Genomic DNA, 23,359 nt, shown 5'->3' with positions numbered 1-23,359 from the left:
TTTCCGCGCGAACGGGCCGCAAAGGCCTGACGGGACAGGGGAACGGGGACATGTCAGGACTTAACCGTGTGGCGCTTGCCGGGGTGTCGGCGCTGGTCATCGCGCTGGCCGGCTGCGGCAGCAAGGAAGAAGAAGTTACGCGTTACGCGACGCCGACCTATGCCGCCGCCTCGCCCGAGCTGCTGGCACTGGTGGACCGCTATGCCCGCGAATATGACGTGCCCCCGGCGCTGGTTCACCGCGTTGTGCAGCGCGAGAGCAGCTACAATCCCGCGGCCCGCAACGGGCCTTACTATGGCCTGATGCAGATACTGCCGCAGACCGCCTCGACCATGGGCTTTCGCGGCGCTCCCACCGACCTCCTGAACCCCGAGACCAACCTGAAATACGCGGTGAAATACCTGCGCGGGGCCTGGATGGTGTCGGATGGCAGCCATGATGCGGCTGTGGGCTGGTATTCCCGCGGCTATTACTATGAGGCCAAGCGGCGCGGGATGCTGGAGGCGACCGGGCTGCGCGGCTGAGGGTTTTTTCCGCGGCGCGGCACCCTACATGAAGGGGGAAAGGATCCCCCCATGACCCAGTCGAACTCCGAGATTCCCTATTCGATGCTTGACCTTGCGCCCGTGCCCGAGGGCGCGACGGTGGCAGAGGCGCTGGCCAATGTGCGCGACCTTGCGATCCATGCCGAGGCGCTTGGGTACAAGCGTTTCTGGCTGGCAGAGCACCACAACATGACCGGCATTGCCAGCGCGGCGACGGCGGTTCTGATCGGCCATGTGGCTGGCGCGACACAGGAAATTCGCGTCGGCTCGGGCGGGATCATGCTGCCGAACCACGCGCCACTGCAGGTGGCCGAGGCGTTCGGGACGCTGGCGGAGCTTTATCCGGGGCGGATCGATCTGGGGCTGGGGCGGGCGCCGGGGACCGATGGCGCGACGATGCAGGCGCTGCGCCGGGGGATGTCGCAGGAGGACCAGTTCCCTGCCGATGTCGTTGAATTGATTGGCTATATGGCCGGGGCCAAGCCGCGCGCGCCGATCGTCGCGGTGCCGGGCATGGGCACCAGGGTGCCGGTCTGGATCCTTGGCTCGTCGCTCTATGGCGCGCAGCTGGCGGCCTATCTGGGGCTGCCCTATGCCTTTGCCAGCCATTTCGCGCCCGCCGCGCTGGAGCAGGCGGCGGATGTGTATCGGCGCACGTTCAAGCCGTCAGAGCATCTGTCCAAGCCGCATTTCATGATGGCAATCAATGTTTTCGCCGGGACGGATGATGCGGAGGGTGCCTACCTTCGCTCGTCCATGCTGCAGGCCTTTGCCAATCTGCGCACCGGAAAACCGGGGCCCTTGCCGCGGCCGGTGGAGGATGTGGGGGCCATATTGCCAAGGCATATCGTGGCGGCGGTGCAGGAGGCGCTGTCAATCACCGCGGTAGGCGGGCCAGAGGCAGTGCGGGCGCAACTGGCGGCGCTGATCGCGCGGCACCGGCCGGATGAGGTGATCCTGACAAGCCAGATCCATGACCACGGCAAGCGAAAGCGGTCGTTCGAGATCGCGGCGGGGGCGATGGGCGATCTGGGGAAACTGGCCGCCTGAGGGGCATACAGAACCCATGCAGAAACCATGCATATGTCATGCGCATGATTTCTGCAGCCGCCTTGGCCCCTTTTACCCCTTCGCGGCGGCGGCGCGGCCTGCGTGCAGCCCGGTCGCAAGGCAGGCGGTGAGCAGGTAACCGCCCGTCGGCGCCTCCCAATCCAGCATCTCGCCGCAGGCGAAGGTGCCTGGAAGAGCTTGCAACTCCAGCCCCTCGGTCAGCGCCGCGCGGGGGATGCCGCCGGCGCTGGAGATTGCCTCGGCGATGGGGCGGGGGCCGGTGTGGCGGACGGGCAGCGCCTTGATGATCTGCGCGAGCCGCGCCGGATCGGACGGCAGCGGCCGGCCCCATTCCTGCAGCAGCGCGATCTTGACAGGGTCGAGCCGCAGCGCCTTGCGCAGCCAGTTCGCCACCGTCTCTTTCCCGCGCGGGCGGGTGAGGCGGCCGGCGACCTCGGTGAGGCTGCGGGTGGGGGCGAGGTCGAGCGTGAGGGCCGCGCCATCGCGCACGGCGGCGGAGACGGCATAGACGCCGCCGCCCTCGATGCCGCGGGCGGAGATGACGAACTCGCCGCGTTCGCGCTGGTCGCCGGCGATCAGGGCGACATCCTTGACGGGGCTGCCGAAGAGCGGTGGCATCTTGCCCGACCAGTCGACGCTGAAGCCCATGTTGGCGGGGCGGAAGGGCGCGACGGGAACGCCCTGCCCTTCCAGCCACGGCACCCAGGCGGCATCGGAGCCAAGGCGCGGCCAGCTGGCGCCGCCGAGCGCCAGCACGGTGACGGCGGGACGCTCAAAGCGGGGACCATCGGGCGTGTCGAAGGCCAGCGCGCCGTCTTGCCAGCCGGTCCAGCGCCAGCTTGTGTGCAAGACCACCCCCGCGCCCTCCAGCCGCCGCAGCCAGGCGCGCAGCAGGGGTGAGGCCTTCATCGCCTGCGGGAAGACCCGGCCCGAGGAGCCGGTGAAGACCTCTTGCCCGAGGCCGCGGCACCAGTCCATCACCTCGGCCGGGCCGAAGCCGGCGAGGATCGGGGCTAGCCAGTCGGCGTCGTAATGCCCCGCGAACCCGGCGGCAGGGTCATCGTGGGTGATGTTCAGCCCGGACTTGCCAGCCATCAGCAGCTTGCGCGCCGGGGAGGGTTTCGCCTCGGCGATGACGACGCGGCGCCCGGCGGCGGCCAGCGCCTCGGCTGCCATCAGACCGGCGGGACCGGCCCCGATCACCAGCGCATCGGTCATTGCTTTTCCCTTGCCAAGTGGCGGCTATATCATCCCTGTGGCATCGAAGGCCGCCACGAGCAAGGGGGCCGGGCAAGCGGGGTTGGGGGCGATATGGCGCGGAAGACATGGGTCGAGGATGAAGAAGAGGCGGCGCCGGACGTGCCGGAGCCGATCTGCGCGCTGTGCCTGCGGCCGATTCCGGCGGATGTGCCGCAAAGCCTGCATCACCTGATCCCCAAGCTGAAGGGCGGGCGGCACGGGCCCACGGTGCTGCTGCATGACATCTGCCACAAGGAGATCCATGCCTCGCTGACGGAAGGCGAGCTGGCGCGGAATTTCTCCACGCCGGAGGCGCTGCGCGAACATCCGCGGTTGCAGAAATTTGCGGAATGGGTGGCAAAGCGGCCGCCGGAGTTTTTGTCGAAGGTGCCGGGGCCGCCGGGGCGGCGCCGAAAAGACTAGCGGAAGGATTAAGGCACCAGCGCCTTGATGCCGGCGACATGCGCGGGGCTGGCGCCGCGAGCATCGGCAGAGAGGGCGGCGACGGTGTCCATCAGCTGAGGCCCCGGCACCATCCGGTCGATCAGGCCCCAGGCCAGCGCCTCGGCGGTGTCGATCCTCGCGCCCGCCATCAGGATCATCTTGGCGCGCGAGGGGCCGACCAGCGCGGCGAGGCGCGGCGGGTCTGACGGCTGCGGCAGGAAGCCGAGCTTCATCACCGGGTAGAAGAACTTGGCCCCCTCTGCCGCGATGCGGATGTCACAGGCCAGCGCCATGCCCATCGCGCCCCCCGCCAGCGTGCCGTTCAGCGCGGCGATGGTCAGGCAGGGCAGGCTGGCGATTCGGCCCGACAGACGTTCCCAGACCGGGCTGGTGGCGAGGCCGGCGCGGGCCTCATCGAGATCGGCGCCGGCGGAGAAAACCTTGCCGGCGCCGGTCAGCACCAGAACGCGGGCACCTTCATCGGCGGCGGCGCCTGCAATTCGCTCCAGCTCCTCCAGCATCGCGGCGGTCAGCGAATTGGCCTTGTCGGGCCGGTTGATCGTTGCCGTCCACACGCCGCCATCACATTCGAGTGCAATCATTGCCATCCCTGCCCCAAAGCCGTTCATTCCCTGTGCAATAGCAGAAAAACCATCGCCCGGGAAACGCTTGACCTTGGCGCCGGGGGGCAGGATGCTGCCGCCCGAGCGTTTTCAAACCGCAAGGCATCATTATGGAACAGTGGAAATCATTGGGCTGCAGCACGCTGCTGGCAGGCCTGCTGTGCAGCACCGCGGCGCAGGCCGATGTGACGGCAGCCGAAGTCTGGCAGAGCTGGCAGGACTATTACGCCGACATGGGCTATACCGTGACCGCCGGGTCCGAGGACGCCTCGGGCGGCACGCTGACGCTGCGCGACGTGACCGCGACCACCACCACGCCGGAAGCCAGCGGCAGCGTGACCATTGCCGAAGTGGTGATGGTGGAACGGGGCGGCGCGGTCGAGATCACGATGTCGCCCGAAGTGCCGTTCGACATGACCACAGTTGTAGAGGGCGAGACGACCGAGATGTCGATGCTGTTCTCGCAGCCGGAGATGGTGATGACCGTCTCGGGCACGCCCGAAGAGATGAAATACGACTTCACCGCGCCGTCGCTGAGCATGACCATCACCGAGATGGTGGTGAACGGCGCGCCGGTCGAGATGACCATGGACCTGACGGCGAGCGACGTGACCGGCACCTCGGTGATGGCGACGGCCGGGGATACGATCGCGACCCAGCAATTTGCCTCGCCTGAGATGACCTTCACCGTCTCGGCGGTTGACCCCGAGGCGGGCGGCACCTTCTCGATGGACGGCAGCATGACCGACCTGGCCGGTACCGGGTCGATGACCCTGCCCGAGGGTGTGGACATGAATGACATGGCCGCGGCGCTGGCGGCGGGGCTGACCATCGATGGCAGCTTCAGCTATGGCGCCGGCGCCTACAGCATGGATGTGGTGGACGCGACCGACACGATGAACATCGAGGCCGCGGGGATGGGCGGCAGCTTTGACGTGGCGATGAATGCCGAGGCCCTGCGCTATGGCGCGGAGGGGACCGGGGCGACGATGGCGCTGACCGGCTCGCAGATCCCGTTCCCGGTGAACATCGCGCTGGCGGAATCGGCGTTCAGCCTGCTGATGCCGGTGTCGCAATCCGACACGCCCGCGCCCTTCGCGTTCGAGACGCGGCTGGTGGACCTGACGGTGAACGATGAGGTCTGGGCGATGTTCGACCCGATGGCGCAGCTGCCGCGCGATCCGGCGACGCTGATCCTCGACATCAGCGGCGCGGCACGGATGCTGGTCGATATCTTCGACCCGACCTCGGCCACCGACGATGCGGTGCCCGGCGAGCTGCATGCGCTGGACCTGAACGAGCTGAAACTGACCTTCGGCGGCGCGGACCTGACCGGGGATGGCGCCTTCACCTTCGACAATACCGACATGGTCACCTATGACGGCTTCCCCAAGCCGCTGGGGTCCGTCAGCCTGAAGCTGCTGGGCGGCAATGGGCTCTTGGACAAGCTGATCGCCATGGGCATCGTGCCCGAAGAGCAGGCGATGGGCGTACGGATGATGGCGGGCCTCTTCGCCAATGCCGGACCGGGGCCGGACGAGCTCAACTCCACCATCGAGGTCCGCGAGGATGGCGGGCTTTATGCGAACGGTCAGCGGCTGAAGTGAGTTGCTGTGAGGGATGTGGGGGAGGGGCGTCCGGGAGGGCGCCCCTTGGTGTTTGGGGGCTTGGTAGATAGTGAACCAATTAGGCCCGGGCCAAATTGTCCTCTACCAGCCGGTTATAAGCAGCACGGATATCTTTTTCCGAAAATGTGTTCCTCTTGGCCTCGCTCCATGCTCGCATTGCCTCAACGATGCGTTCTACCGGATAGCAATTTTCATGAACCGCCAACCAATGGACCGAGGAGAGGAGCTCAAGACCGTAAGGACTTTCATAGCCCTGAACTAGCTTATCGAGGCGAGTAATAATATTAACCTCGTCGCGTGAGTTTTCACTAAGGAACTCATCCGCGGCTGCGTAGCCCGCCGGAGACACCCGAGCGAGTCGATCATTTGTGGAGAAACCCGAAATCATCTTTCTCTTTTCAAGCGCAATATAGGCTTTCCGAAGTGTCTCCGAGTAGGGCCCATGAAGATTGCGTGAGAACTGCAGGTTTAGCTTAACTCCAAGGACTTGGAGAAAGTATGCAATCTTCTGGAGAGTAATCCGGTCGAACGCGCCGTTGAACGGCGCCTCTAGGTCTCCCAGAGCCCTCAGCAAAACTGCCCTTCCGTAGGTCATTGGAAGTGAGGCACTCGTATGCTCAGGCTCGTCGGAAGCGTCTCTGGGCGAGAACACCACAATTGACGTATCCTTTAGGGGTGAGAGCTTATCTACGATTAGCTCTCGAACCTCGTTCCAGTCCAAGCCGCCGTTGCCGCAGCCCAGAGGGGGCAGTGCGACGGACGAAATCTCGTACTTTTCGATGGAAGCCACGAGTGCATCAAGACCCTCAGATACATATGAGAGCTTTGACTTTCCCCGCCAATGATCCTTAGTCGGAAAGTTAATTATATAGCGAGGGCCCTCGGCACCAAAAAATCGCTTTGCGTCGAAAACGAACATTTGCCCAGGCCGCAGACCGCGAGCATCACACAGCGCCTTATAAGCTCGATAGTTTTCCGGCCAACGTTGCTTTACCTCAAGGGCGACACCTTTCCCCATGACACCCACGCAGTTTACAGTGTTGACCAGAGCCTCCGCAGGCTCCGCAAACATATCGCCCTTCTTGAAGGTAAGTGTCATGAGAAGTAACAGTCACGTTTTATATAGATCGGAATGTTCCACGCCGACGCGTGCATCATCTGATGCAACGTATCTCCTACTTGATCAGACTTAGCAACTACGCAGTCGATCACATCGAGAGGAACAGAGCCAAGCACCAAGAACTCTGCCATCCGCTTCTGGTTGCGGGTCTGCCGCTCGGGTGGGGTAGCTGTGTTCATGAAATACCTGCAGACCCCAGTGTAGCCAACCTCTGGTATCCTCGCGGTCAGAGGCTCCTCATCGAAGACGCCCCAGTGAACGTGTTCTTCAAGGCGTGCGATATGCTGCTCAAGGGTGGGCAACGGGGCGTGCGAGTTGAGCGCGAAGTCACTGAAGCAGTAAGTCAATGCTGCCTCCGCCACGCGCAGCGGGCGAGCCACGAAGAACACGCGATCATCCTCGGTCGCCTTACCTAGGACCCTGCCGTCGGGAGCTACCAGAGGGACATTGCCTTTGTATATAGTGTAAGTAAATGAGGTAATTGGTGAAAAGTAAAATGGCACATAGTCGTTCACCACTCCGCCGCACGGGGTGGGGAAATCTTGAGTCCCGCGTCGGTCAACAATTTGTTGGTATGAGGCTTGATGGCAGGCTTGTTGGGGCTTGCAGTTCTTGGCGCGGATTACCCCATCGGCCAAGAAGCGGGGCATGTCCCCAACATAGACTTGTCGAAAAATAAATCGAACTGGCAAGCTAGACCCCCCTGTTGTGATGGAAGTTAAGCTCGCAGGCTCTTGGAATATCAACCGATTTCTTCCCCCTACCTCACAAACCCCCACCCATTCGCCCCGACAACCCCCGCCGTCTCCATCCCCTGCGCCGGGCCGACCGTCACGCCTCCAACCCCCTTCGGGAGCTTCGCCGCCTTGGCGGACAGGTTGAACACACAGGTCACCGCCCCCTCGCCCTCGCCCCTCACAAACCCCAGCAGCGGGGCGGGCAGGTCCAGGAACCGGGTCGCGCCGTGCAGCAGGGCCGGGGTGGCTTTGCGGAAGGCGATGAGGGCGCGGTAGGTTTCCAGCACTGACCCCTCCACCCCGTCCTGGGTATCGACGGCGCGGGCGCGTTGCGGGGGTTTGACCGGCAGCCAGGGCTCGGCGGTGGAGAAGCCGGCGGCGTGTTCGTCACGCTCCCACACCATCGGGGTGCGGCAGCCGTCGCGGCCCTTGTTGTCGGGCCAGAAGCGCATGCCGACGGGGTCGGTCAGCTCCTCCCACAGGATGTCGGTCTCGGTCTGGCCCAGCTCCTCGCCCTGATAGAGGCAGATGGCGCCCTCGAAGGACAGCAGCAGCGCGGCGGCCTGGCGGGCGAGGGCGTCGCCGCCGGAATCGTGCTTGGCCCAGCGGGTGGCGTGGCGGTTCACGTCATGGTTGGAAAAGCTCCAGCAGGGCCAGCCATCGGGGGCGCCCTTGAAGAAGCCCTCGATGGTGGAGCGGAAATGGGCGGGGGTGAAGTCCGGCCCCAGCAGCTCGAACGAATAGGCCATGTGCAGCCGGTCGGTGCCTTCGGTGTATTCGCCCATGATCTCGACCGCGCGGAGGGAATCGCCGACCTCGCCCACCAGCATCCGGGCGGAATATTCGTCGGTCAGGGCGCGCATCCTTTGCAGGAAGGCGATGTTTTCGGGCCGGGTCTTGGAATAGAGGTGGTTCTGCATGTCATAGGGATTGACCGGCGGCAGGGCCCCCTTGGCGGCGGGCAGGGCCGGGTTGTCACGCAGCTTGTCGTCGTGGAAATAGTAGTTGACGGTATCGAGGCGGAAGCCGTCCACCCCCCGCTCCAGCCAGAAGCGCATGGTGTCCAGGAGGGCCGTCTGCACGGCGGGGGAATGCAGGTTCAGGTCCGGCTGGCTGGTCAGGAAGTTGTGCAGGTAATATTGCCGCCGCCCGGCATCCCAGGCCCAGGCCGAGCCGCCGAAGACCGAGGGCCAGTTGTTGGGCGGGCTGCCATCGGGCTTGGGGTCGGCCCAGACATACCAGTCGGCCTTGGGGCCCTTGCGGGACTTGCGGCTTTCGGTGAACCAAGGGTGCTGGTCCGAGGAGTGTGAGATCACTTGGTCGATGATGACCTTGAGGCCAAGGTCATGGGCGCGGGCGATGAGGGCGTCGAAATCGTCCAGCGTGCCGAACAGCGGCTCGATCCCGGTATAGTCGGACACGTCATAGCCCATATCCTCCATCGGCGAGGGGAAGATCGGCGAGAGCCAGATCGCATCGGCGCCGAGGCGGGCGACATGATCGAGGCGCCGGGTGATGCCGGGCAGGTCACCGATGCCGTCACCATTCTCATCCTGAAAGGACCGGGGATAGATCTGATAGATCACCGCGCCGCGCCACCATTCGTTCATCGGAGCCTCCATTCCTGCGTTGCCCAATGGGTAACGCGCGAGGCGCCCGCCGCAACGCCCGGGCGTGAAAAATGCGCGCATCGTGGCCACGATGCCGTGTTTTCGCGCGTTCGGGGCCCCGGGCTGGCAGTTTCGCGCGCGAATGCTGGCGGCGGGGCCACGGATCACGGGAATTCGCTGGCGGGGTTCTGGCGCCGGGCGCGGCGCTGTGGGACGTGTGGGGCCAGGATAACAGGACCAAGGCGCGCCCCATGACCGATTTGCTGACCACCGTTCCGACCCTGTCCGGGGTCAGTGTTGCGATGCTGCGGGACGCCATCCTCGGGCATCTGCGCACCAGCCTTGGCAAGGATCCGGGCCATGCCTCGGTCTATGACTGGCGGATGGCGGTCAGCCACACGCTGCGCGACCTGATCATGGAGCCGTGGTTCGCCGCGACCCGCCGCACCTATGGCGAGGACAGGAAGCGCGTCTATTACCTGTCGATGGAATTCCTGATCGGCCGGATGCTGGAAGATGCGGCGATCAACCTTGGCCTGCACGGGATGATCGAGGAGGCGCTGGCGGGGGTCGGGCCGGAGTTCCGCACCCTGATCGAGGATGAGCCGGATGCCGCGCTGGGCAATGGCGGGCTGGGGCGGCTGGCGGCCTGTTTCCTGGATTCCATGTCGACGCTGGGTTGTCCCGGCTATGGCTATGGCATCCGCTATGAGCATGGCATCTTCCGCCAGCGCTTCGAGGGCGGTCGGCAGGTGGAAACGCCGGAAGACTGGCTGATCCGCCGCGACCCCTGGGTGTTCGAGCGGCCGGAGGCGGTGGCGACGGTGGGGTTCCGCGGCCATGTGGAAACGCAGGGCGGCCGGTCTGTCTGGCATCCCGGCGAGACGGTGGTGGCCGAGGCGCATGACATGCCGGTGGTCGGCTGGCAGGGCCGCTGGGCCAATACGCTGCGGCTGTGGGCGGCGCGGCCGACGACGCTGTTCGACCTTGCCCGCTTCAATGCCGGCGACCACACCGCCGCGTCGGAGCCAGAGGCGCTGGCGCGGACGCTGAGCCGGGTTCTCTATCCCAATGATGGCACGCAGGCCGGCAAGGAGCTGCGGCTGAAGCAGGAATATTTCCTGACCGCCGCCTCCATCGCCGATATCCTGCGCCGCTTCCGCGGCCAGCACAGCGACCTGCGCAAGCTGCCGGCGCATGTGGCGATCCAGATGAACGACACCCACCCCGCCATTGCCGGGCCCGAGCTGATCCGCGTGATGGTGGATGAGGAGGGCATTCCCTTCGACGAGGCCTGCGAGGTGGCCCTTCAGGTGCTTGGCTACACCAACCACACCCTGCTGCCCGAGGCACTGGAGCGCTGGTCCACCTGGACGATGGGATCGGTGTTGCCGCGGCATATGCAGATCATCGAGCGGATCGACGACTGGCACCGCCGGATGAACCCCAAGCGCCCCGCAAGCGTGTCGATCCTGGCGCATGACGAGGTACAGATGGGCACGCTGGCCTTTGTCACCGCGCACCGCGTCAACGGGGTATCGGCGCTGCATACCGATCTGATGCGCAAGACCGTGTTCCACGATCTGAACGCGCTGCACCCGGACCGGATCGTCAACCAGACCAACGGCATCACCCCGCGGCGCTGGCTGGCGCTGGCCAACCCGCCGCTGGCAAAGCTGGTGACGGATGTGGTCGGCGATGGCTGGCAAGCCGATCTGGACAAGCTGAAGGGGCTGGAGCGGCATGTGACCGATGCTGGCTTCCTTGGCCAATTCGCGGCGGCCAAGCGCGAGAACAAGGTGCGGCTGGCCGACTGGATCGCCGCGACCGGCGGCGCCAAGGTCAACCCCGATGCGCTGTTCGACGTGCAGGTGAAGCGCATCCACGAATACAAGCGGCAACTCCTGAACATCCTCGAGGCCATCGCGCTGTGGCACGAGATCCGCGAGGATCCCTCCAGCGCCATCGTGCCGCGGGTGAAGATCTTCGGCGGCAAGTCGGCCCCGGGCTATGCCACCGCCAAGCTGATCATCCGGCTGATCAACGATGTGGCGACCAAGGTGAATGCCGATCCTGTCACGCGCGACTGGCTGCAGATCGTCTATCCGGCCAATTACAATGTCAGCATGGCCGAGCGGCTGGTGCCGGCGGCGGACCTGTCGGAACAGATCTCGACCGCGGGGACCGAGGCGTCGGGGACCGGCAACATGAAGTTCAGCCTGAATGGCGCGCTGACCATCGGCACGCTGGACGGGGCCAATGTGGAAATCCGCGAGCATGTGGGGGCCGAGAACTTCTTCCTGTTCGGGCTGACGGCGGCCGAAGTGGTCGCCCGCCGCGCGCGGATCGGGCATGAGAAAGCCGCCATCGGCGAAAGCCAGCGGTTGCGCGACGTGCTGATGATGCTGGCCGAGGGCGTGTTCAGCCCCGGCGAGCCGGGCCGCTATCACGCGCTGACCGATATGCTGTGGCACCATGACCACTATCTGGTGACCGCCGATTTCGAGGCCTATTATCAGGCGCAGCGCGCGGTGGACCGGGCCTATACTGACCCGGCCGATTGGCACCGCATGGCTGCGCTGAATACCGCCCGGATGGGTTTCTTCTCTTCCGATCGGACGATTAAGGGCTACATGTCAGATATCTGGTCCGTTCCGCCCGCCATCTGACGGGGGGTGCGGGCCCCGGCTTTCGGAAGGGTGCTGCGCATGGAACTGATCGGGCGGGCAGAGGCCGAGGCGATTGCCGCAGGCCGGCATGGCGAGCCGTTCAAGGCGCTGGGGATCCATCCTTGGGGCAAGGGGCAGGTGCTGCGGGCCTTCATACCCGGCGCGGAACGGGTGACAGCGCTGACCGAGGCGGGCGAAGTGGCCTTGCCGCAGGTCGCCGGTGTGCCGGGGCTGTTTGCCGGGCTGCTGGCAGAGCGGGTATCCTACCGCCTGCGCGCCGAGGGGCATGGCGCTGCGTGGGAGCTGGACGACCCTTACCGCTTTGGCCCGGTGCTCGGTGAGATGGACGAGCATCTGATGGCCGAAGGCCGGCACATGCGCCTCTGGCAGCGGCTTGGCGCGCATGAGATCACCCATGAGGGCGTCGCGGGCACGCATTTCGCCGTCTGGGCGCCGAATGCGCAGCGGGTGTCTGTCGTCGGCGACTTCAACTTCTGGGATGCAAGGCGCGCGGTGATGCGCAAGCGCGGCGCCACGGGGGTGTGGGAGATTTTCCTGCCCGGGATCGGTGAGGGCACTGTCTACAAATATGACCTGCTGGGGCCGGACGGCGCGCCAGTGTCGCAAAAGGCCGACCCGGTCGGGTTTGGCTCCGAGCATCCCCCTGCGACCGGGTCTGTGGTGCGCCGCCTGCCCCCGCCCTCGCAGCCCCCCCTGCCGCTGAGCCGCGCCGCCGCCAACAGCATCGACGCGCCGATCTCCATCTACGAGGTGCATCTGGGATCCTGGCGGCGCAAGGTCGAGGATGGCAATCGCCGCCTGTCCTATACCGAGCTGGCGGTGGAGCTGGTGGGCTATGCCAAGGACATGGGCTTTACCCATATCGAGCTGCTGCCGATCAGCGAGTTCCCCTTTGACGGATCGTGGGGCTACCAGCCCGTGGGCATGTTCGCCCCCACCATCCGCCACGGCACCCCGGCCGAGTTCCGGGCGCTCGTGGATGCCACCCACGATGCCGGGCTTGGGCTGATCCTCGACTGGGTGCCGGGGCACTTCCCGTCCGATGCGCATGGCCTTGGCCAGTTCGACGGCACGCCGATCTATGAACATGCCGACCCGAAAGAGGGCTTCCACCGCGACTGGAACACCCTGATCTACAATTATGGCCGGCGCGAGGTGCGCAACTACCTGATCGCCAATGCCGTCTACTGGCTGGCCCAATATGGCGCCGACGGGCTGCGCGTCGATGCCGTCGCCTCGATGCTCTACCGCGACTATTCGCGGCCCCAAGGCGAGTGGGTGCCGAACATCCATGGCGGGCGCGAGAACCTCGAAGCCATCGAGTTCCTGCGCGAGATGAACATCGCCACCTATGAGCGTGTGCCCGGCATCATGACCGTGGCCGAGGAGAGCACCAGCTTTCCGGGCGTATCGCGCCCGGTGCATGAGGGCGGGCTTGGCTTTGGGTTCAAGTGGAACATGGGCTGGATGAACGACACGCTGGATTACATGCAGCGCGAGCCGGTCTATCGCAAATGGCACCATAACCAGATGACCTTTGGCATGTCCTATGCGTGGTCGGAAAACTTCATCCTGCCGATCAGCCATGACGAGGTGGTGCATGGCAAAGGCTCGATGCTGGGCAAGATGCCGGGCACCGCGTGGGAGAAGTTCGCAAACCTGCGCGCCTATTACGCATACATGTGGGCGCATCCGGGCAAGAAGCTGCTGTTCATGGGCCAGGAGTTCGCGCAGGGGCGCGAGTGGAACCACGACATCAGCCTTGACTGGCACCTGCTGGACGATCCGGCCCATGCCGGGGTGCAGCGGTTGGTGCGCGATCTGAACCGCGTCTACCGCGAGCTGCCGGCGCTGCATGTGAATGACACACGGCCCGAGGGGTTCGGCTGGCTGGATGCCGACAACGCGGAACAGTCGATCTTTGCCTTCAGCCGCCACGGCGCGGTGGGCGACGATCCGGTGGTGGTGGTCGCGAATTTCACGCCGATGGAACGAACCGGCTTCCGGGTGGGTTTTCCGGAAGACGGCACCTGGTCAGAGGTGCTGAACACCGATGCGGGCACCTATGGCGGCGGCGACCGCGGCAATATGGGCGGCATCACGACCGAGGAAGTGCCGTGGCACGGTCAGGGGCACTCCGCGCTCTTGACGCTGCCGCCGCTGTCGGTCGTCATGTTCCGCAGGGGATGAGACGCTTACTTGGAGGAGGACCGGATGAGGCACCTACAGACTGACAGGCTCAGCCGCCGCGCGATGGCCTTCGTGCTGGCGGGCGGCCGCGGCAGCCGGCTGAAAGAGCTGACCGACCTGCGCGCCAAGCCCGCGGTCTATTTTGGCGGCAAGACCCGGATCATCGACTTCGCGCTGTCGAACGCTTTCAACTCCGGCATCCGCAAGATGGCGGTGGCGACGCAATACAAGGCGCATAGCCTGATCCGCCACCTGCAGCGCGGCTGGACGTTCTTCCGGGCCGAGCGGAACGAGTATCTGGATATCCTGCCCGCCAGCCAGCGCGTGAATGAGAACAAGTGGTACATGGGCACCGCCGATGCAGTGACGCAGAACATCGATATCGTGGACAGCTATGACGTGGACTTCATCGTCGTGCTGGCGGGCGACCATGTCTACAAGATGGATTACGAGGTGATGCTGCGCGAGCATGTCGAAAGCGGCGCAGACGTGACCATCGGCTGCCTGACGGTGCCACGGATGGACGCGACCGCCTTCGGCGTGATGAAGATCGACGACCAGAAGCGGGTTGTTGAATTTCTGGAAAAGCCGAAAGACCCGCCCGGGATGCCCGGCGACCCCGATCACGCGCTCGCGTCGATGGGGATCTATGTGTTCAGCTGGCCGTTCCTGCGCGACCTGCTGATACGCGATGCCGAGGATAGCAATTCCAGCCACGACTTCGGCACCGACCTGATCCCCGACATCGTGAAGAACGGCCGCGCGATGGCGCATTTCTTCAACGACAGCGCCGTCTGCACCGGGGCCAGCCCGAAGCCCTACTGGCGCGATGTCGGCACCATCGACGCCTTCCATCAGGCGAATATCGACCTGACCGATTTCATCCCGGAACTCGACATCTACGACACCAGCTGGCCGATCTGGACCTATGGCGAGATCGTGCCGCCGGCGAAATTCATCCATGACGAGGATGGACGTCGCGGATATGCCATATCCTCCATGGTATCGGGGGCCTGTATCATCTCGGGCACCGAGGTGCGGGAATCGCTGCTGTTCACCGGGGTGCGGACCCACAGCTATTCGGCGCTGGACCGGGTGGTGGCGCTGCCCTACGCGCAGGTCAACCGCCATGCGCGGCTGACGGGCGTGGTGCTGGACCGGGGGGTCGATGTGCCCGCCGGGCTGGTGGTGGGCGAGGACCCCGCGGAGGATGCCAAGTGGTTCCGCGTCAGCGAAGGCGGGGTGGTACTGATCACCCAGCCCATGCTCGATGCTCGCGGGGCAGCCTTGGGAACATGACGCCCATGCCGGGGTTAAGCGGGAAACGGGGGGCGCGGCGCCTGCCAGAGATCGAAAGGGCGTAACAGATGACTATATCGGCGGTGCGGCGGGTGCTCTCTGTCGCTTCGGAATGCGTACCGCTGATCAAGACCGGCGGTCTGGCCGATGTGGCCGGCGCGCTGCCGGCGGCCCTCGCCCCGCATGGCTGGCAGATGCGGGTGCTGATGCCGGCCTATGCCGGGATCTCTGCGAAAGGTATCCGCACCCCGGTTTGGCAGTCCGACAACCTGTTTGGCGGCCCGGCGCGTGTGGTGGCGTTGCGCCACGGCGGCTTGGACATGCTGCTGCTGGAGGCGCCGCATCTTTATGACCGGCGCGGCGGCCCCTATCTCGGCCCCGATGGCTATGACCACCCCGACAACCCTGAACGCTTTGCCGCCCTGTGCTGGGTCGCGGCCGAGATTGCCCGCGATGGCCTGTCTGATGGCTGGCGACCAGAGTTGGTCCATGCCCATGACTGGCAGGGCGCGCTGGTTCCCGCCTACCTCACCTATGGCGACATCCCGGTGCCCTCGGTCCTGACCATCCACAACATCGCCTTTCAGGGCGTGACGGCCCGCGACCGCATCGGCGCGCTGCGCCTGCCCGAAGGCGCGTTCAACGATGGCACGCTGGAATATTACGGCCAGATCTCGGCGCTGAAGGCCGGGATATTGCTGGCCGACCGGGTCACGACCGTCTCGCCCTCCTATGCGCGCGAATTGCTGCGGGCCGAGTTCGGGATGGGCCTGCAGGGCGTCATCTCGGCTCGCGGCGCGGCGATGCAGGGCATCCTCAATGGCATCGACGAGACGGTGTGGAACCCCGAGACCGATCCGGGAATCCTGCCCTTCTCGGTCCGCACGCTGAAAGCCAAGGCGGCGAACCGCGAGCGGCTGAAGGGCGACTTCGGGCTGACCGATGTGCCGGGCCCGCTGGCGGTGGTGGTCAGCCGGATGAGCTGGCAAAAGGGCCTCGACCTGCTGCCAGAGGTGCTGGACGGGTTCGTGGCGCGCGGCGGCGGGCTGGCGCTGCTGGGGGCCGGGGATGCCGATATCGCCGCGGCGCTGTCTGGCGTGGCGGCGCGCTATCCGGGCCGGGTGGCGCTGCGCACCGGGTATGACGAGGCCTTGCCGCACCGGATGTTCGCAGGCGGCGATGCGGTGCTGGTGCCCTCGCGCTTCGAGCCTTGCGGGCTGACACAGATGTATGGGCTGCGCTATGGCGCGGTGCCGGTGGTGGCGGCCGTGGGCGGGCTCGCCGATACCGTGATCCATGCCAACAAGGCCGCACTCGATGCCGGTTGCGCGACAGGCATCGTGTTCACGCAGGTGGATGCGATGGGGCTGTCGCAGGCACTCGATCAACTTTGTAACCTATACGCCGAACCCGGGGTCTTCCGCGCCATGCAGCGGGCAGGTATGAAGCAGGACATGGGATGGCGCCGCTCCGCCGCCGCCTATGCCCGGCTTTATGAGGACATTGCCCGTTGAACATGCAATCCCAGGCCCGCCCGGCCGAGGCTCGGACGATCCCCGCCAAGCTGCCCCATCACGGGCTGTCGGCAGGGCGTCCCGACCCGATGGGCGCGACCTGGGATGGCGAGGGCGTCAACTTCGCGGTGTTCTCGGCCGATGCCTCGCTGGTCGAGCTGTGCCTGTTCTCGGAGGATGGCCGGAAAGAGCTGGCGCGGATCCCGCTGCGCGAACGCGATGGCGATGTCTGGCACGTCTATGTCGCGGGGCTGACGCCGGGCACACAATACGGCTTTCGCGCCCATGGCCGCTATGCCCCGGATGAGGGATTCCGCTTCAATCCCAACAAGTTGCTGATCGATCCTTATGCACGGCGCCTGTCGGGCAAGTTCCGCAATTCCGAAGCTCTGCTGGGCTACTCGGCGCGCTCGAACCGGGTCGATCTGTCGTTCGACAATCGCGACAGCGCCTTTGCGGTGCCCAAGAGCATCGTCACCGACCCCAGCTTCGCCTGGGGCGACGACCGCGCCCCCCGGCACCGCCGGTCCGTCTCGGTGCATTACGAGGCGCATGTGAAGGGCATGACCGCGCAGCATCCCGGCGTGGACCGCAAGCGGCGCGGCAGCTTCCTCGGCCTCTGCTCGGCGCCGGTGCTGGACCATCTGAACACGCTGGGGGTTACCACCGTGCAGCTGATGCCGGTGATGGCCCATCTGGATGAGCGATTCCTTCAGGAAAAGGGGCTGCTGAACTACTGGGGCTACCAGACCGTGGCCTTCTTCGCCCCCGATCCACGATTCCTGCGGCAAGGGGAGCTGTGGGAGTTTCAGACGATGGTCCGCCGCTTCCATTCGGCGGGCATCGAGGTGATCCTCGACGTGGTCTACAACCACACCGGCGAAGGCAACCAGTTGGGGCCGACCGTCTGCTTCCGCGGGCTCGACAACCGCGCCTACTACCGGCTGGCGCAGAACCCGCGCTTTTACGATGACCTCACCGGCACCGGCAACACGCTGAACCTTGAACATCCCGCCGTGCTGCGGCTGGTGATGGACAGCCTGCGTTACTGGGTCGAGGCGATGCATGTCGACGGCTTCCGCTTCGATCTGGCCGCCACGCTGGGGCGGGGGCCGGCGGGCTTCGATGCCTCGCGCGGGTTCATCTCGGCCATCCGGCAGGACCCGGTGCTGAACCGGGTGAAGCTGGTGGCAGAGCCCTGGGATATCGGCCCCGGCGGCTATCAACTGGGCGCATTTCCGCATCCGTTCATGGAGTTGAACGACCGCTACCGTGACGGCGTGCGCCGGTTCTGGAAGGGCGAGGCGCTGGCAACGGCCGACCTCGCCAGCCGCCTTCTGGGCTCGGCCGAACTCTTCGACCATGACGGGCGGGGCGCGACTTCCTCGGTCAACTTCATCACCTCGCATGACGGGTTCACCCTGCACGATCTGGTCTCCTACAACGCCAAGCACAACTGGGCCAATGGCGAGGAAAACCGCGACGGGCATGAGCCGAACCATTCCGACAATATGGGGGTGGAGGGGCCGACCGAGGATACCAAGGTCCGCGCCGCGCGCGAGCGTCGCAAGCGCAACCTGCTGGCGACGCTGTTCCTCAGCCAGGGCACGCCGATGCTGCTGGCGGGGGATGAGGCCGGCAACAGCCAGGGCGGTAACAACAACGCCTATGCGCAGGACAACAGCATCGGCTGGGTCAACTGGGACCGCCCCGACAAGGCGCTGAGCGCTTTCGTCGCGCGGCTTGCCAAACTGCGGCGCGAGCATCCGGTGCTGCGCCAGCGCCTGTTCCTGCACGCCCTGCCGCGCGACAAGGATGGCATCCCCGACCTCTACTGGCGCAAGCCCTGCGGCGAGACGCCCTCGCCCGAGGACTGGCACGATCCCAGTTGGCGCACGCTCTGTGTCGAGATGCGTGCGTCAAGTTTCACGCCGGCCTATTCCATGACCGATGATGTGATTTTCGCAGTGTTCAACGCCGATGCCGCCGCCGAGGTGCATCTGCCCGAGTGCCTGCCGGGGCGGATCTGGACCCAGATCCTTGACACCGCCCTTCCCGGCCAGACCGATGCGCCCGTGGCCGCGCCAATGGTGCAGGTCGCGCCGCAATCGGTTGCCGTTTTTGCCCAGTCCCCTGCGTGAGTGCCACCCGGGCCGCAGTCCGGCCCAGACGTCTGACCCTTTCCTGACCGGAGCCATTGCCGCCATGCAGACCGCCACCCACCAGACCCCCGGCTTTGCCGACCAGAAGCCCGGCACCTCGGGCCTGCGCAAGAAGACCCGGGTCTTCCTGACGCCGATGTATCTTGAAACCTTCGTGCAGGCGATCTTCGACGCCACCGGCGGCGCTGCAGGGCGTACCTATGTCGTCGGCGGTGACGGGCGTTATTTCAACGACCGCGCCGTGCAGGTGATCGTACGGATGGCGGCGGCGAATGGCGCGGCCCGCGTGATCGTCGGGCAGGGCGGGATCCTGTCCACGCCCGCCGCCTCGCACCTGATCCGCCTGCGTCGCACCGATGGCGGAATCATCCTGTCGGCCAGCCACAACCCGGGCGGGATTGATGAGGATTTCGGGATCAAGTTCAACATGCCCAATGGCGGCCCCGCGCCAGAGGCGGTGACCGAGGCGATCTTTGCCAAGGCCAAGGCCCCCGGTGAATTCCGCATTGTTGAGGGGCAGGACATCGACCTGAACGCGATTGGGGAAAGCAACCTCGGTGACATGGTGGTCGAGGTCGTGGATCCGGTCACCGACTATGCCACGCTGATGGAAGGCCTGTTCGACTTCCCCGCCATCCGCGCGATGTTCGCCGGCGGTTTCCGGATGCGGTTCGACGCGATGCACGCCGTGACCGGGCCCTACGCGACCGAAATCCTCGAACGCCGCCTCGGTGCCGCCCCCGGCACCGTCATCAACGAAGTGCCGCTCCCGGATTTCGGCGGCGGCCATCCCGACCCGAACCCCACCTGGGCCAATGTGCTCATGGATGAGATGATGGGAGAGGGCGCGCCCGATTTCGGCGCGGCGTCCGATGGTGACGGCGACCGCAACATGATCGTCGGTGCGGGCTGCTATGTCTCGCCCTCGGACAGTCTGGCGGTGCTGGCGGAACATGCCACGGTCGCGCCGGGCTATGCCGGCGGGCTGAAGGGCATCGCACGCTCGATGCCGACCTCGGGCGCAGCGGACCGGGTGGCAGAGGCGCTTGGCATCCCGGCCTTTGAAACGCCGACGGGCTGGAAGTTCTTCGGCAACCTGCTGGACGCCGGCCGTGCCACGATCTGCGGCGAGGAAAGCTTCGGCACCGGGTCCGACCATGTGCGCGAAAAGGACGGGCTCTGGGCCGTGCTCTTGTGGCTGAACATCCTCGCCGCCACCGGCAAGTCCGTCTCGCAGCTGCTGGCCGACCATTGGGCCCGCTTCGGGCGCACCTATTACAGCCGCCATGACTTCGAGGCGGTGGACAAGGCCCTCGCCGACACGCTGGTCGCCGACCTGCGCGCCGCGCTGCCGGGCCTGCCGGGGCAGACCCTTGCCGGCCTGACCGTCGCCAGCGCCGATGACTTCGCCTATACCGACCCGGTCGATGGCTCCACCTCGGCGCAGCAGGGCATCCGTATCGGGTTTGAGGATGGCTCGCGGTTGGTGCTGCGGCTGTCGGGCACGGGGACAGACGGCGCGACGCTGCGGCTCTATCTCGAACGCTACGAGCCGGACCCGGCCAAGCAGGCGGATGAGGTGCAGGACGCGCTCGCCCCGGTGATCGAGGCCGCCGAAGCAATCATCGGCATCACCGCCCGCACCGGGCGCCCCACGCCGGATGTCATCACCTGACTTTCCCTTCGTTCTGGCGGAAATATCCCGGGGGGCGCGGGGGGCTGGCCCCCCGCTCTTGCAACCTCGGCCTGAAGGCGTAAGTGCTGGACCAAAGAGGGAGCCCACCATGACCGACCGTCTCGAACGCCTGACTGCCGCCCTGCTGGATGCCGCCGGCAAGGCCGGTGCCGAGGCCGCCGATGCGATGGCGGTGGATGGCACCGCGCTGTCCATCGACGTGCGCGAGGGCAAGCTGGAGCAGGCGGAGCGGTCCGAGGGCATCGAGATCGGCCTGCGCGTGCTGATCGGGGGGCGGCAGGCCTGCGTTTCCGCCTCCGACATCTCGGCGCTCACGATGGCGGAAATGGCCGAACGTGCCGTGGCGATGGCGCGCGAGGCGCCGAATGATCCCAACGCCGGCTTGGCGGATCCTGCGCAACTTGCGCAGGGCTGGGACATCGCGGCGCTGGAACTGGCCGACCTCTCGGCAGAACCCTCCGCCGCCGATCTGGAACAGGACGCGCTGCGGGCCGAGGCGGCAGCTCTCGCCGTGCCGGGCGTCAGCAAGGCGCAGGGCGCCTCCGCCGCCTATTCGCGCCGCGCCATCCATATCGCCGCCAGCAACGGCTTTTCGGGCGGCTATACCCGCACCTCGCGCCATATCTCGGCCGTGGCCATCTCCGGCGAGGGGCTGGGGATGGAGCGGGACTGGGCAGCCGAGAGCCGGATCTGGCAGGCGGACCTGCCGGGCGCCGAGGAGATCGGGACGCTTGCCGGCCAGCGCGCCGCAGAGCGTAGCGGCTCGCGCAAGCCGCCGACCGGGGCGTTCCCGGTGCTCTATGACGAACGCATTTCCAACTCGCTGATCGGGCATCTTCTGGCGGCGGTGAATGGCAGCTCGGTCGCCCGGGGCAGCTCCTGGCTGCGCGATGCGCTCGGCACGCAGGTGTTGCCCGCGGGGCTGACGGTGCGCGAAGACCCGCACCGGGTGCGGATCGGCGGCAGCCGGCCGTTCGATGCGGAAGGCCTGCCCACCCAAGCCCGCGATATCGTCGCCAGCGGCATTCTGACCGGCTGGACGCTGGATCTTGCCACCGCGCGCAAGCTGGGGATGGAGAGCACCGGCAATGCCAGCCGCGGCACCTCCTCCCCGCCCTCGCCCGGCCATTCCAATATCGCGCTGACCCCCGGCACCGCCAGCCGCGAGGACCTGATCCGCGACATGGGCACCGGGCTGATCGTGACGCAGCTGATCGGCTCCTCGATCAACCCCACCACCGGGGATTACTCGCGCGGCGCCTCGGGCTTCTGGGTCGAGAACGGGCAGATCGCCTATCCGGTGAACGAATGCACCATCGCAGGCAACCTGCGTGACATGCTGATGCGGATCACCCCCGCCAATGACGGGCGCACGCACCTCAGCCACGTGATCCCGTCGCTTCTGGTGGAAGGGCTGACTCTTGCCGGCGCGTGATCTGGCCCTACTGACGGCGGCGGCCGATGAGGCAGGCGCCATCGCCATGCGCCATTGGCGGCAGGCGCCCGAGGCCTGGGAGAAGGCGGGCGGCGCGGGGCCGGTGACGGTGGCCGACATCGCGGTGGACCGGATGCTGCGCGCCGAGCTGCTGGCGGCGCGGCCGGGCTATGGCTGGCTGTCCGAGGAGACCGAGGACAACCCCGCCGCCCGGCTGGCCGCCGAGACGGTGTTCATCGTCGACCCCATCGACGGCACCCGCGCCTTCATCGCCGGCGAGGACGGGTTCGCCGTCGCGCTGGCCGTGGCCCACAAGGGCGAGATCATCGCCGCCGTCATCCACCTTCCGGCGCGCGGCGAGACCTATGCGGCCACCGCGGACGGCCCCGCCACGTTGAACGGCGTGCCGATTGTCGCTTCGGAGGCGGCGCATCCCGAAGGCGCGCGGCTGCTCGCCCCGCATCAGGCGCTGGACCCGCAGCATTGGCGCTCTGGCATCGCGCCGGGCTTCCGCCGCTCGTTCCGCACGGCGCTGGCCTGGCGGCTGTGCCTGGTGGCGGCGGGGCGCTACGATACTGCGCTGTCGTTCCGGCCGATCTGGGAATGGGATCTGGCGGCGGGCGACCTGATCGCGCGGCAGGCGGGGGCGGTGGTAACCGACCGCGCCGGGCTGCGGGTGCGCTACAACAGCCCCGCCGGTCAGGCACAGGGGCTGGTGGCGGCCGCACCGGCGCTGCATGGGCCGGTGATGGAGCGGCTGGCCGGCTGGCCGGAGTAGGGGGATAAGATCCTTTGTTCGGGCGGAAAAAGGCGAGGCACTGCCTCGCCCCGCCCGCTGCGGGACCGTTCACCCAGAGCCACCGGCAACACAAAACCGAATGAGGACAGCGCCCGACCTGGCGGGCGAGAAGCGCCCGCCGAGGGCGGGGCGGGCGCTGGCCGGGCCCTTTGGGGGCCCGTCCGGTGCAAATTGGTAAGACACGACGTGGCGAAGGCGATGGCCTTCGCCAATGCACTTGGAGCAAGCCGCAGTACCCCTGACTCCCGCTTGAGACACCCGCCCCGCTCATGTAGGTTGCCCCGAGTCCGGCAGACCACAGGAGCCCAATATGGCACAGCGCCTTCACCTCGTTTTCGGCGGCGAACTGGTTTCGACCGGCGCGACCACCTTCAAGGACGTCAGCAAGATCCATGTCGTCGGGATCTTCCCGGATTATGCCAGCGCCTACCGCGCCTGGAAATCCGAGGCGCAGCGCACCGTGGATGATGCGCAGACCCGCTATTTCATCGCCCACCTCCACCGGCTGCGGGACGAGGCGGCCGCGGCCAGCGCGACCGAGGAACTGGGCGCGTAAG

Annotated in this window: 18 protein-coding genes; 13 read left to right on the top strand and 5 right to left on the bottom strand. The window is 66.3% G+C overall.

Translation table 11 applies throughout. The features are described from left to right. Window positions 1-50: 50 nt before the first annotated feature. Both Q8S30_RS03780 and Q8S30_RS03775 read left to right on the top strand, forming a co-directional pair. Window positions 51-524, top strand: a complete 474-nt coding sequence (locus tag Q8S30_RS03780) for a lytic transglycosylase domain-containing protein (protein WP_305664700.1) — start codon at window positions 51-53, stop codon at window positions 522-524. Window positions 525-575: 51 nt separating this feature from the next. Further along, entirely contained in the window at window positions 576-1,595 is a 1,020-nt protein-coding gene (locus Q8S30_RS03775; protein ID WP_305664699.1) for an LLM class flavin-dependent oxidoreductase, read from the top strand. 72 nt (window positions 1,596-1,667) lie between these two features. On the opposite strand, the gene Q8S30_RS03770 is transcribed toward Q8S30_RS03775, so the two are convergent. Next, window positions 1,668-2,834 (bottom strand): TIGR03862 family flavoprotein, encoded by a 1,167-nt coding sequence (locus Q8S30_RS03770; RefSeq protein WP_305664698.1) that lies wholly within the window; start codon window positions 2,832-2,834, stop codon window positions 1,668-1,670. A 93-nt stretch (window positions 2,835-2,927) separates the two neighbouring features. On the opposite strand from Q8S30_RS03770, the gene Q8S30_RS03765 reads away from it, so the two are divergent. After that, on the top strand, window positions 2,928-3,278 hold the full coding sequence (locus Q8S30_RS03765) for an HNH endonuclease (protein ID WP_305664697.1): 351 nt from the start codon (window positions 2,928-2,930) through the stop codon (window positions 3,276-3,278). An 8-nt stretch (window positions 3,279-3,286) separates the two neighbouring features. On the opposite strand, the gene Q8S30_RS03760 is transcribed toward Q8S30_RS03765, so the two are convergent. Next, on the bottom strand, window positions 3,287-3,901 hold the full coding sequence (locus tag Q8S30_RS03760; protein WP_305664761.1) for an enoyl-CoA hydratase/isomerase family protein: 615 nt from the start codon (window positions 3,899-3,901) through the stop codon (window positions 3,287-3,289). Window positions 3,902-4,032: 131 nt separating this feature from the next. Here Q8S30_RS03760 and Q8S30_RS03755 point away from each other — a divergent pair, with 131 nt between their 5' ends. Further along, window positions 4,033-5,529: a DUF2125 domain-containing protein gene (locus Q8S30_RS03755; protein WP_305664696.1), complete on the top strand. Its 1,497-nt coding sequence runs from the start codon at window positions 4,033-4,035 to the stop codon at window positions 5,527-5,529. 79 nt (window positions 5,530-5,608) lie between these two features. Here the strand turns inward: Q8S30_RS03755 and Q8S30_RS03750 are convergent, their stop codons facing one another. The 3 genes from Q8S30_RS03750 to Q8S30_RS03740 form a co-directional block, all read right to left on the bottom strand. After that, on the bottom strand, window positions 5,609-6,649 hold the full coding sequence (locus tag Q8S30_RS03750; protein ID WP_305664695.1) for a macro domain-containing protein: 1,041 nt from the start codon (window positions 6,647-6,649) through the stop codon (window positions 5,609-5,611). Continuing rightward, the gene (locus tag Q8S30_RS03745; RefSeq protein ID WP_305664694.1) at window positions 6,646-7,320 is read right to left on the bottom strand and encodes a DUF4433 domain-containing protein; all 675 of its coding nucleotides are present in this window, start codon (window positions 7,318-7,320) and stop codon (window positions 6,646-6,648) included. Before Q8S30_RS03745 ends, Q8S30_RS03750 begins: the two co-directional genes overlap by 4 nt. A 110-nt stretch (window positions 7,321-7,430) precedes the next feature. After that, window positions 7,431-9,017: an alpha-glucosidase gene (locus tag Q8S30_RS03740; RefSeq protein ID WP_305664693.1), complete on the bottom strand. Its 1,587-nt coding sequence runs from the start codon at window positions 9,015-9,017 to the stop codon at window positions 7,431-7,433. A 251-nt stretch (window positions 9,018-9,268) separates the two neighbouring features. Here Q8S30_RS03740 and Q8S30_RS03735 point away from each other — a divergent pair, with 251 nt between their 5' ends. From Q8S30_RS03735 to Q8S30_RS03695, 9 genes are all read left to right on the top strand, one after another. After that, window positions 9,269-11,686, top strand: coding sequence for a glycogen/starch/alpha-glucan phosphorylase (locus Q8S30_RS03735; protein WP_305664692.1), 2,418 nt, complete (start codon window positions 9,269-9,271; stop codon window positions 11,684-11,686). 39 nt (window positions 11,687-11,725) lie between these two features. Next, window positions 11,726-13,897, top strand: a complete 2,172-nt coding sequence (gene glgB / locus Q8S30_RS03730; RefSeq protein ID WP_305664691.1) for a 1,4-alpha-glucan branching protein GlgB — start codon at window positions 11,726-11,728, stop codon at window positions 13,895-13,897. Between the two features lie 24 nt (window positions 13,898-13,921). Further along, entirely contained in the window at window positions 13,922-15,196 is a 1,275-nt protein-coding gene (gene glgC / locus Q8S30_RS03725) for a glucose-1-phosphate adenylyltransferase (RefSeq protein WP_305664690.1), read from the top strand. 68 nt (window positions 15,197-15,264) lie between these two features. Then, window positions 15,265-16,710, top strand: coding sequence for a glycogen synthase GlgA (glgA, locus tag Q8S30_RS03720; RefSeq protein WP_305664689.1), 1,446 nt, complete (start codon window positions 15,265-15,267; stop codon window positions 16,708-16,710). A 2-nt stretch (window positions 16,711-16,712) separates the two neighbouring features. After that, window positions 16,713-18,851 carry a glycogen debranching protein GlgX gene (gene glgX / locus Q8S30_RS03715; RefSeq protein WP_305664760.1) on the top strand — a complete coding sequence of 713 codons (2,139 nt, stop codon included), beginning with the start codon at window positions 16,713-16,715 and terminating at the stop codon, window positions 18,849-18,851. Between the two features lie 64 nt (window positions 18,852-18,915). Beyond that, entirely contained in the window at window positions 18,916-20,547 is a 1,632-nt protein-coding gene (locus tag Q8S30_RS03710) for an alpha-D-glucose phosphate-specific phosphoglucomutase (RefSeq protein WP_305664688.1), read from the top strand. Between the two features lie 109 nt (window positions 20,548-20,656). After that, a complete protein-coding gene (locus tag Q8S30_RS03705; RefSeq protein ID WP_305664687.1) occupies window positions 20,657-22,003 on the top strand; it encodes a TldD/PmbA family protein in 1,347 nt (448 codons plus the stop codon). Beyond that, window positions 21,990-22,781 carry a 3'(2'),5'-bisphosphate nucleotidase CysQ gene (locus tag Q8S30_RS03700; protein ID WP_305664686.1) on the top strand — a complete coding sequence of 264 codons (792 nt, stop codon included), beginning with the start codon at window positions 21,990-21,992 and terminating at the stop codon, window positions 22,779-22,781. Before Q8S30_RS03705 ends, Q8S30_RS03700 begins: the two co-directional genes overlap by 14 nt. A gap of 331 nt (window positions 22,782-23,112) precedes the next feature. After that, window positions 23,113-23,358 carry a DUF4170 domain-containing protein gene (locus Q8S30_RS03695; RefSeq protein ID WP_305664685.1) on the top strand — a complete coding sequence of 82 codons (246 nt, stop codon included), beginning with the start codon at window positions 23,113-23,115 and terminating at the stop codon, window positions 23,356-23,358. Window position 23,359 lies beyond the last annotated feature (1 nt).

Source organism: Frigidibacter sp., from assembly GCF_030695035.1.
Taxonomy (GTDB): Bacteria; Pseudomonadota; Alphaproteobacteria; order Rhodobacterales; family Rhodobacteraceae; genus Frigidibacter.
This window is presented reverse-complemented; position numbering and strand designations above follow the sequence as displayed.

What these genes read in the sequence shown, in the direction of transcription:
- Q8S30_RS03745 (WP_305664694.1), bottom strand. Translation starts at nt 7,320, where the DNA reads ATGCCCCGCTTCTTGGCCGATGGGGTAATCCGCGCCAAGAACTGCAAG.
- Q8S30_RS03780 (WP_305664700.1), top strand. Translation starts at nt 51, where the DNA reads ATGTCAGGACTTAACCGTGTGGCGCTTGCCGGGGTGTCGGCGCTGGTC.
- glgX (WP_305664760.1), top strand. Translation starts at nt 16,713, where the DNA reads ATGCAATCCCAGGCCCGCCCGGCCGAGGCTCGGACGATCCCCGCCAAG.
- Q8S30_RS03695 (WP_305664685.1), top strand. Translation starts at nt 23,113, where the DNA reads ATGGCACAGCGCCTTCACCTCGTTTTCGGCGGCGAACTGGTTTCGACC.
- Q8S30_RS03765 (WP_305664697.1), top strand. Translation starts at nt 2,928, where the DNA reads ATGGCGCGGAAGACATGGGTCGAGGATGAAGAAGAGGCGGCGCCGGAC.
- Q8S30_RS03755 (WP_305664696.1), top strand. Translation starts at nt 4,033, where the DNA reads ATGGAACAGTGGAAATCATTGGGCTGCAGCACGCTGCTGGCAGGCCTG.
- glgA (WP_305664689.1), top strand. Translation starts at nt 15,265, where the DNA reads ATGACTATATCGGCGGTGCGGCGGGTGCTCTCTGTCGCTTCGGAATGC.
- Q8S30_RS03705 (WP_305664687.1), top strand. Translation starts at nt 20,657, where the DNA reads ATGACCGACCGTCTCGAACGCCTGACTGCCGCCCTGCTGGATGCCGCC.
- Q8S30_RS03740 (WP_305664693.1), bottom strand. Translation starts at nt 9,017, where the DNA reads ATGAACGAATGGTGGCGCGGCGCGGTGATCTATCAGATCTATCCCCGG.
- Q8S30_RS03775 (WP_305664699.1), top strand. Translation starts at nt 576, where the DNA reads ATGACCCAGTCGAACTCCGAGATTCCCTATTCGATGCTTGACCTTGCG.
- Q8S30_RS03710 (WP_305664688.1), top strand. Translation starts at nt 18,916, where the DNA reads ATGCAGACCGCCACCCACCAGACCCCCGGCTTTGCCGACCAGAAGCCC.
- Q8S30_RS03735 (WP_305664692.1), top strand. Translation starts at nt 9,269, where the DNA reads ATGACCGATTTGCTGACCACCGTTCCGACCCTGTCCGGGGTCAGTGTT.
- Q8S30_RS03750 (WP_305664695.1), bottom strand. Translation starts at nt 6,649, where the DNA reads ATGACACTTACCTTCAAGAAGGGCGATATGTTTGCGGAGCCTGCGGAG.
- Q8S30_RS03770 (WP_305664698.1), bottom strand. Translation starts at nt 2,834, where the DNA reads ATGACCGATGCGCTGGTGATCGGGGCCGGTCCCGCCGGTCTGATGGCA.
- glgB (WP_305664691.1), top strand. Translation starts at nt 11,726, where the DNA reads ATGGAACTGATCGGGCGGGCAGAGGCCGAGGCGATTGCCGCAGGCCGG.
- Q8S30_RS03760 (WP_305664761.1), bottom strand. Translation starts at nt 3,901, where the DNA reads ATGATTGCACTCGAATGTGATGGCGGCGTGTGGACGGCAACGATCAAC.
- glgC (WP_305664690.1), top strand. Translation starts at nt 13,922, where the DNA reads ATGAGGCACCTACAGACTGACAGGCTCAGCCGCCGCGCGATGGCCTTC.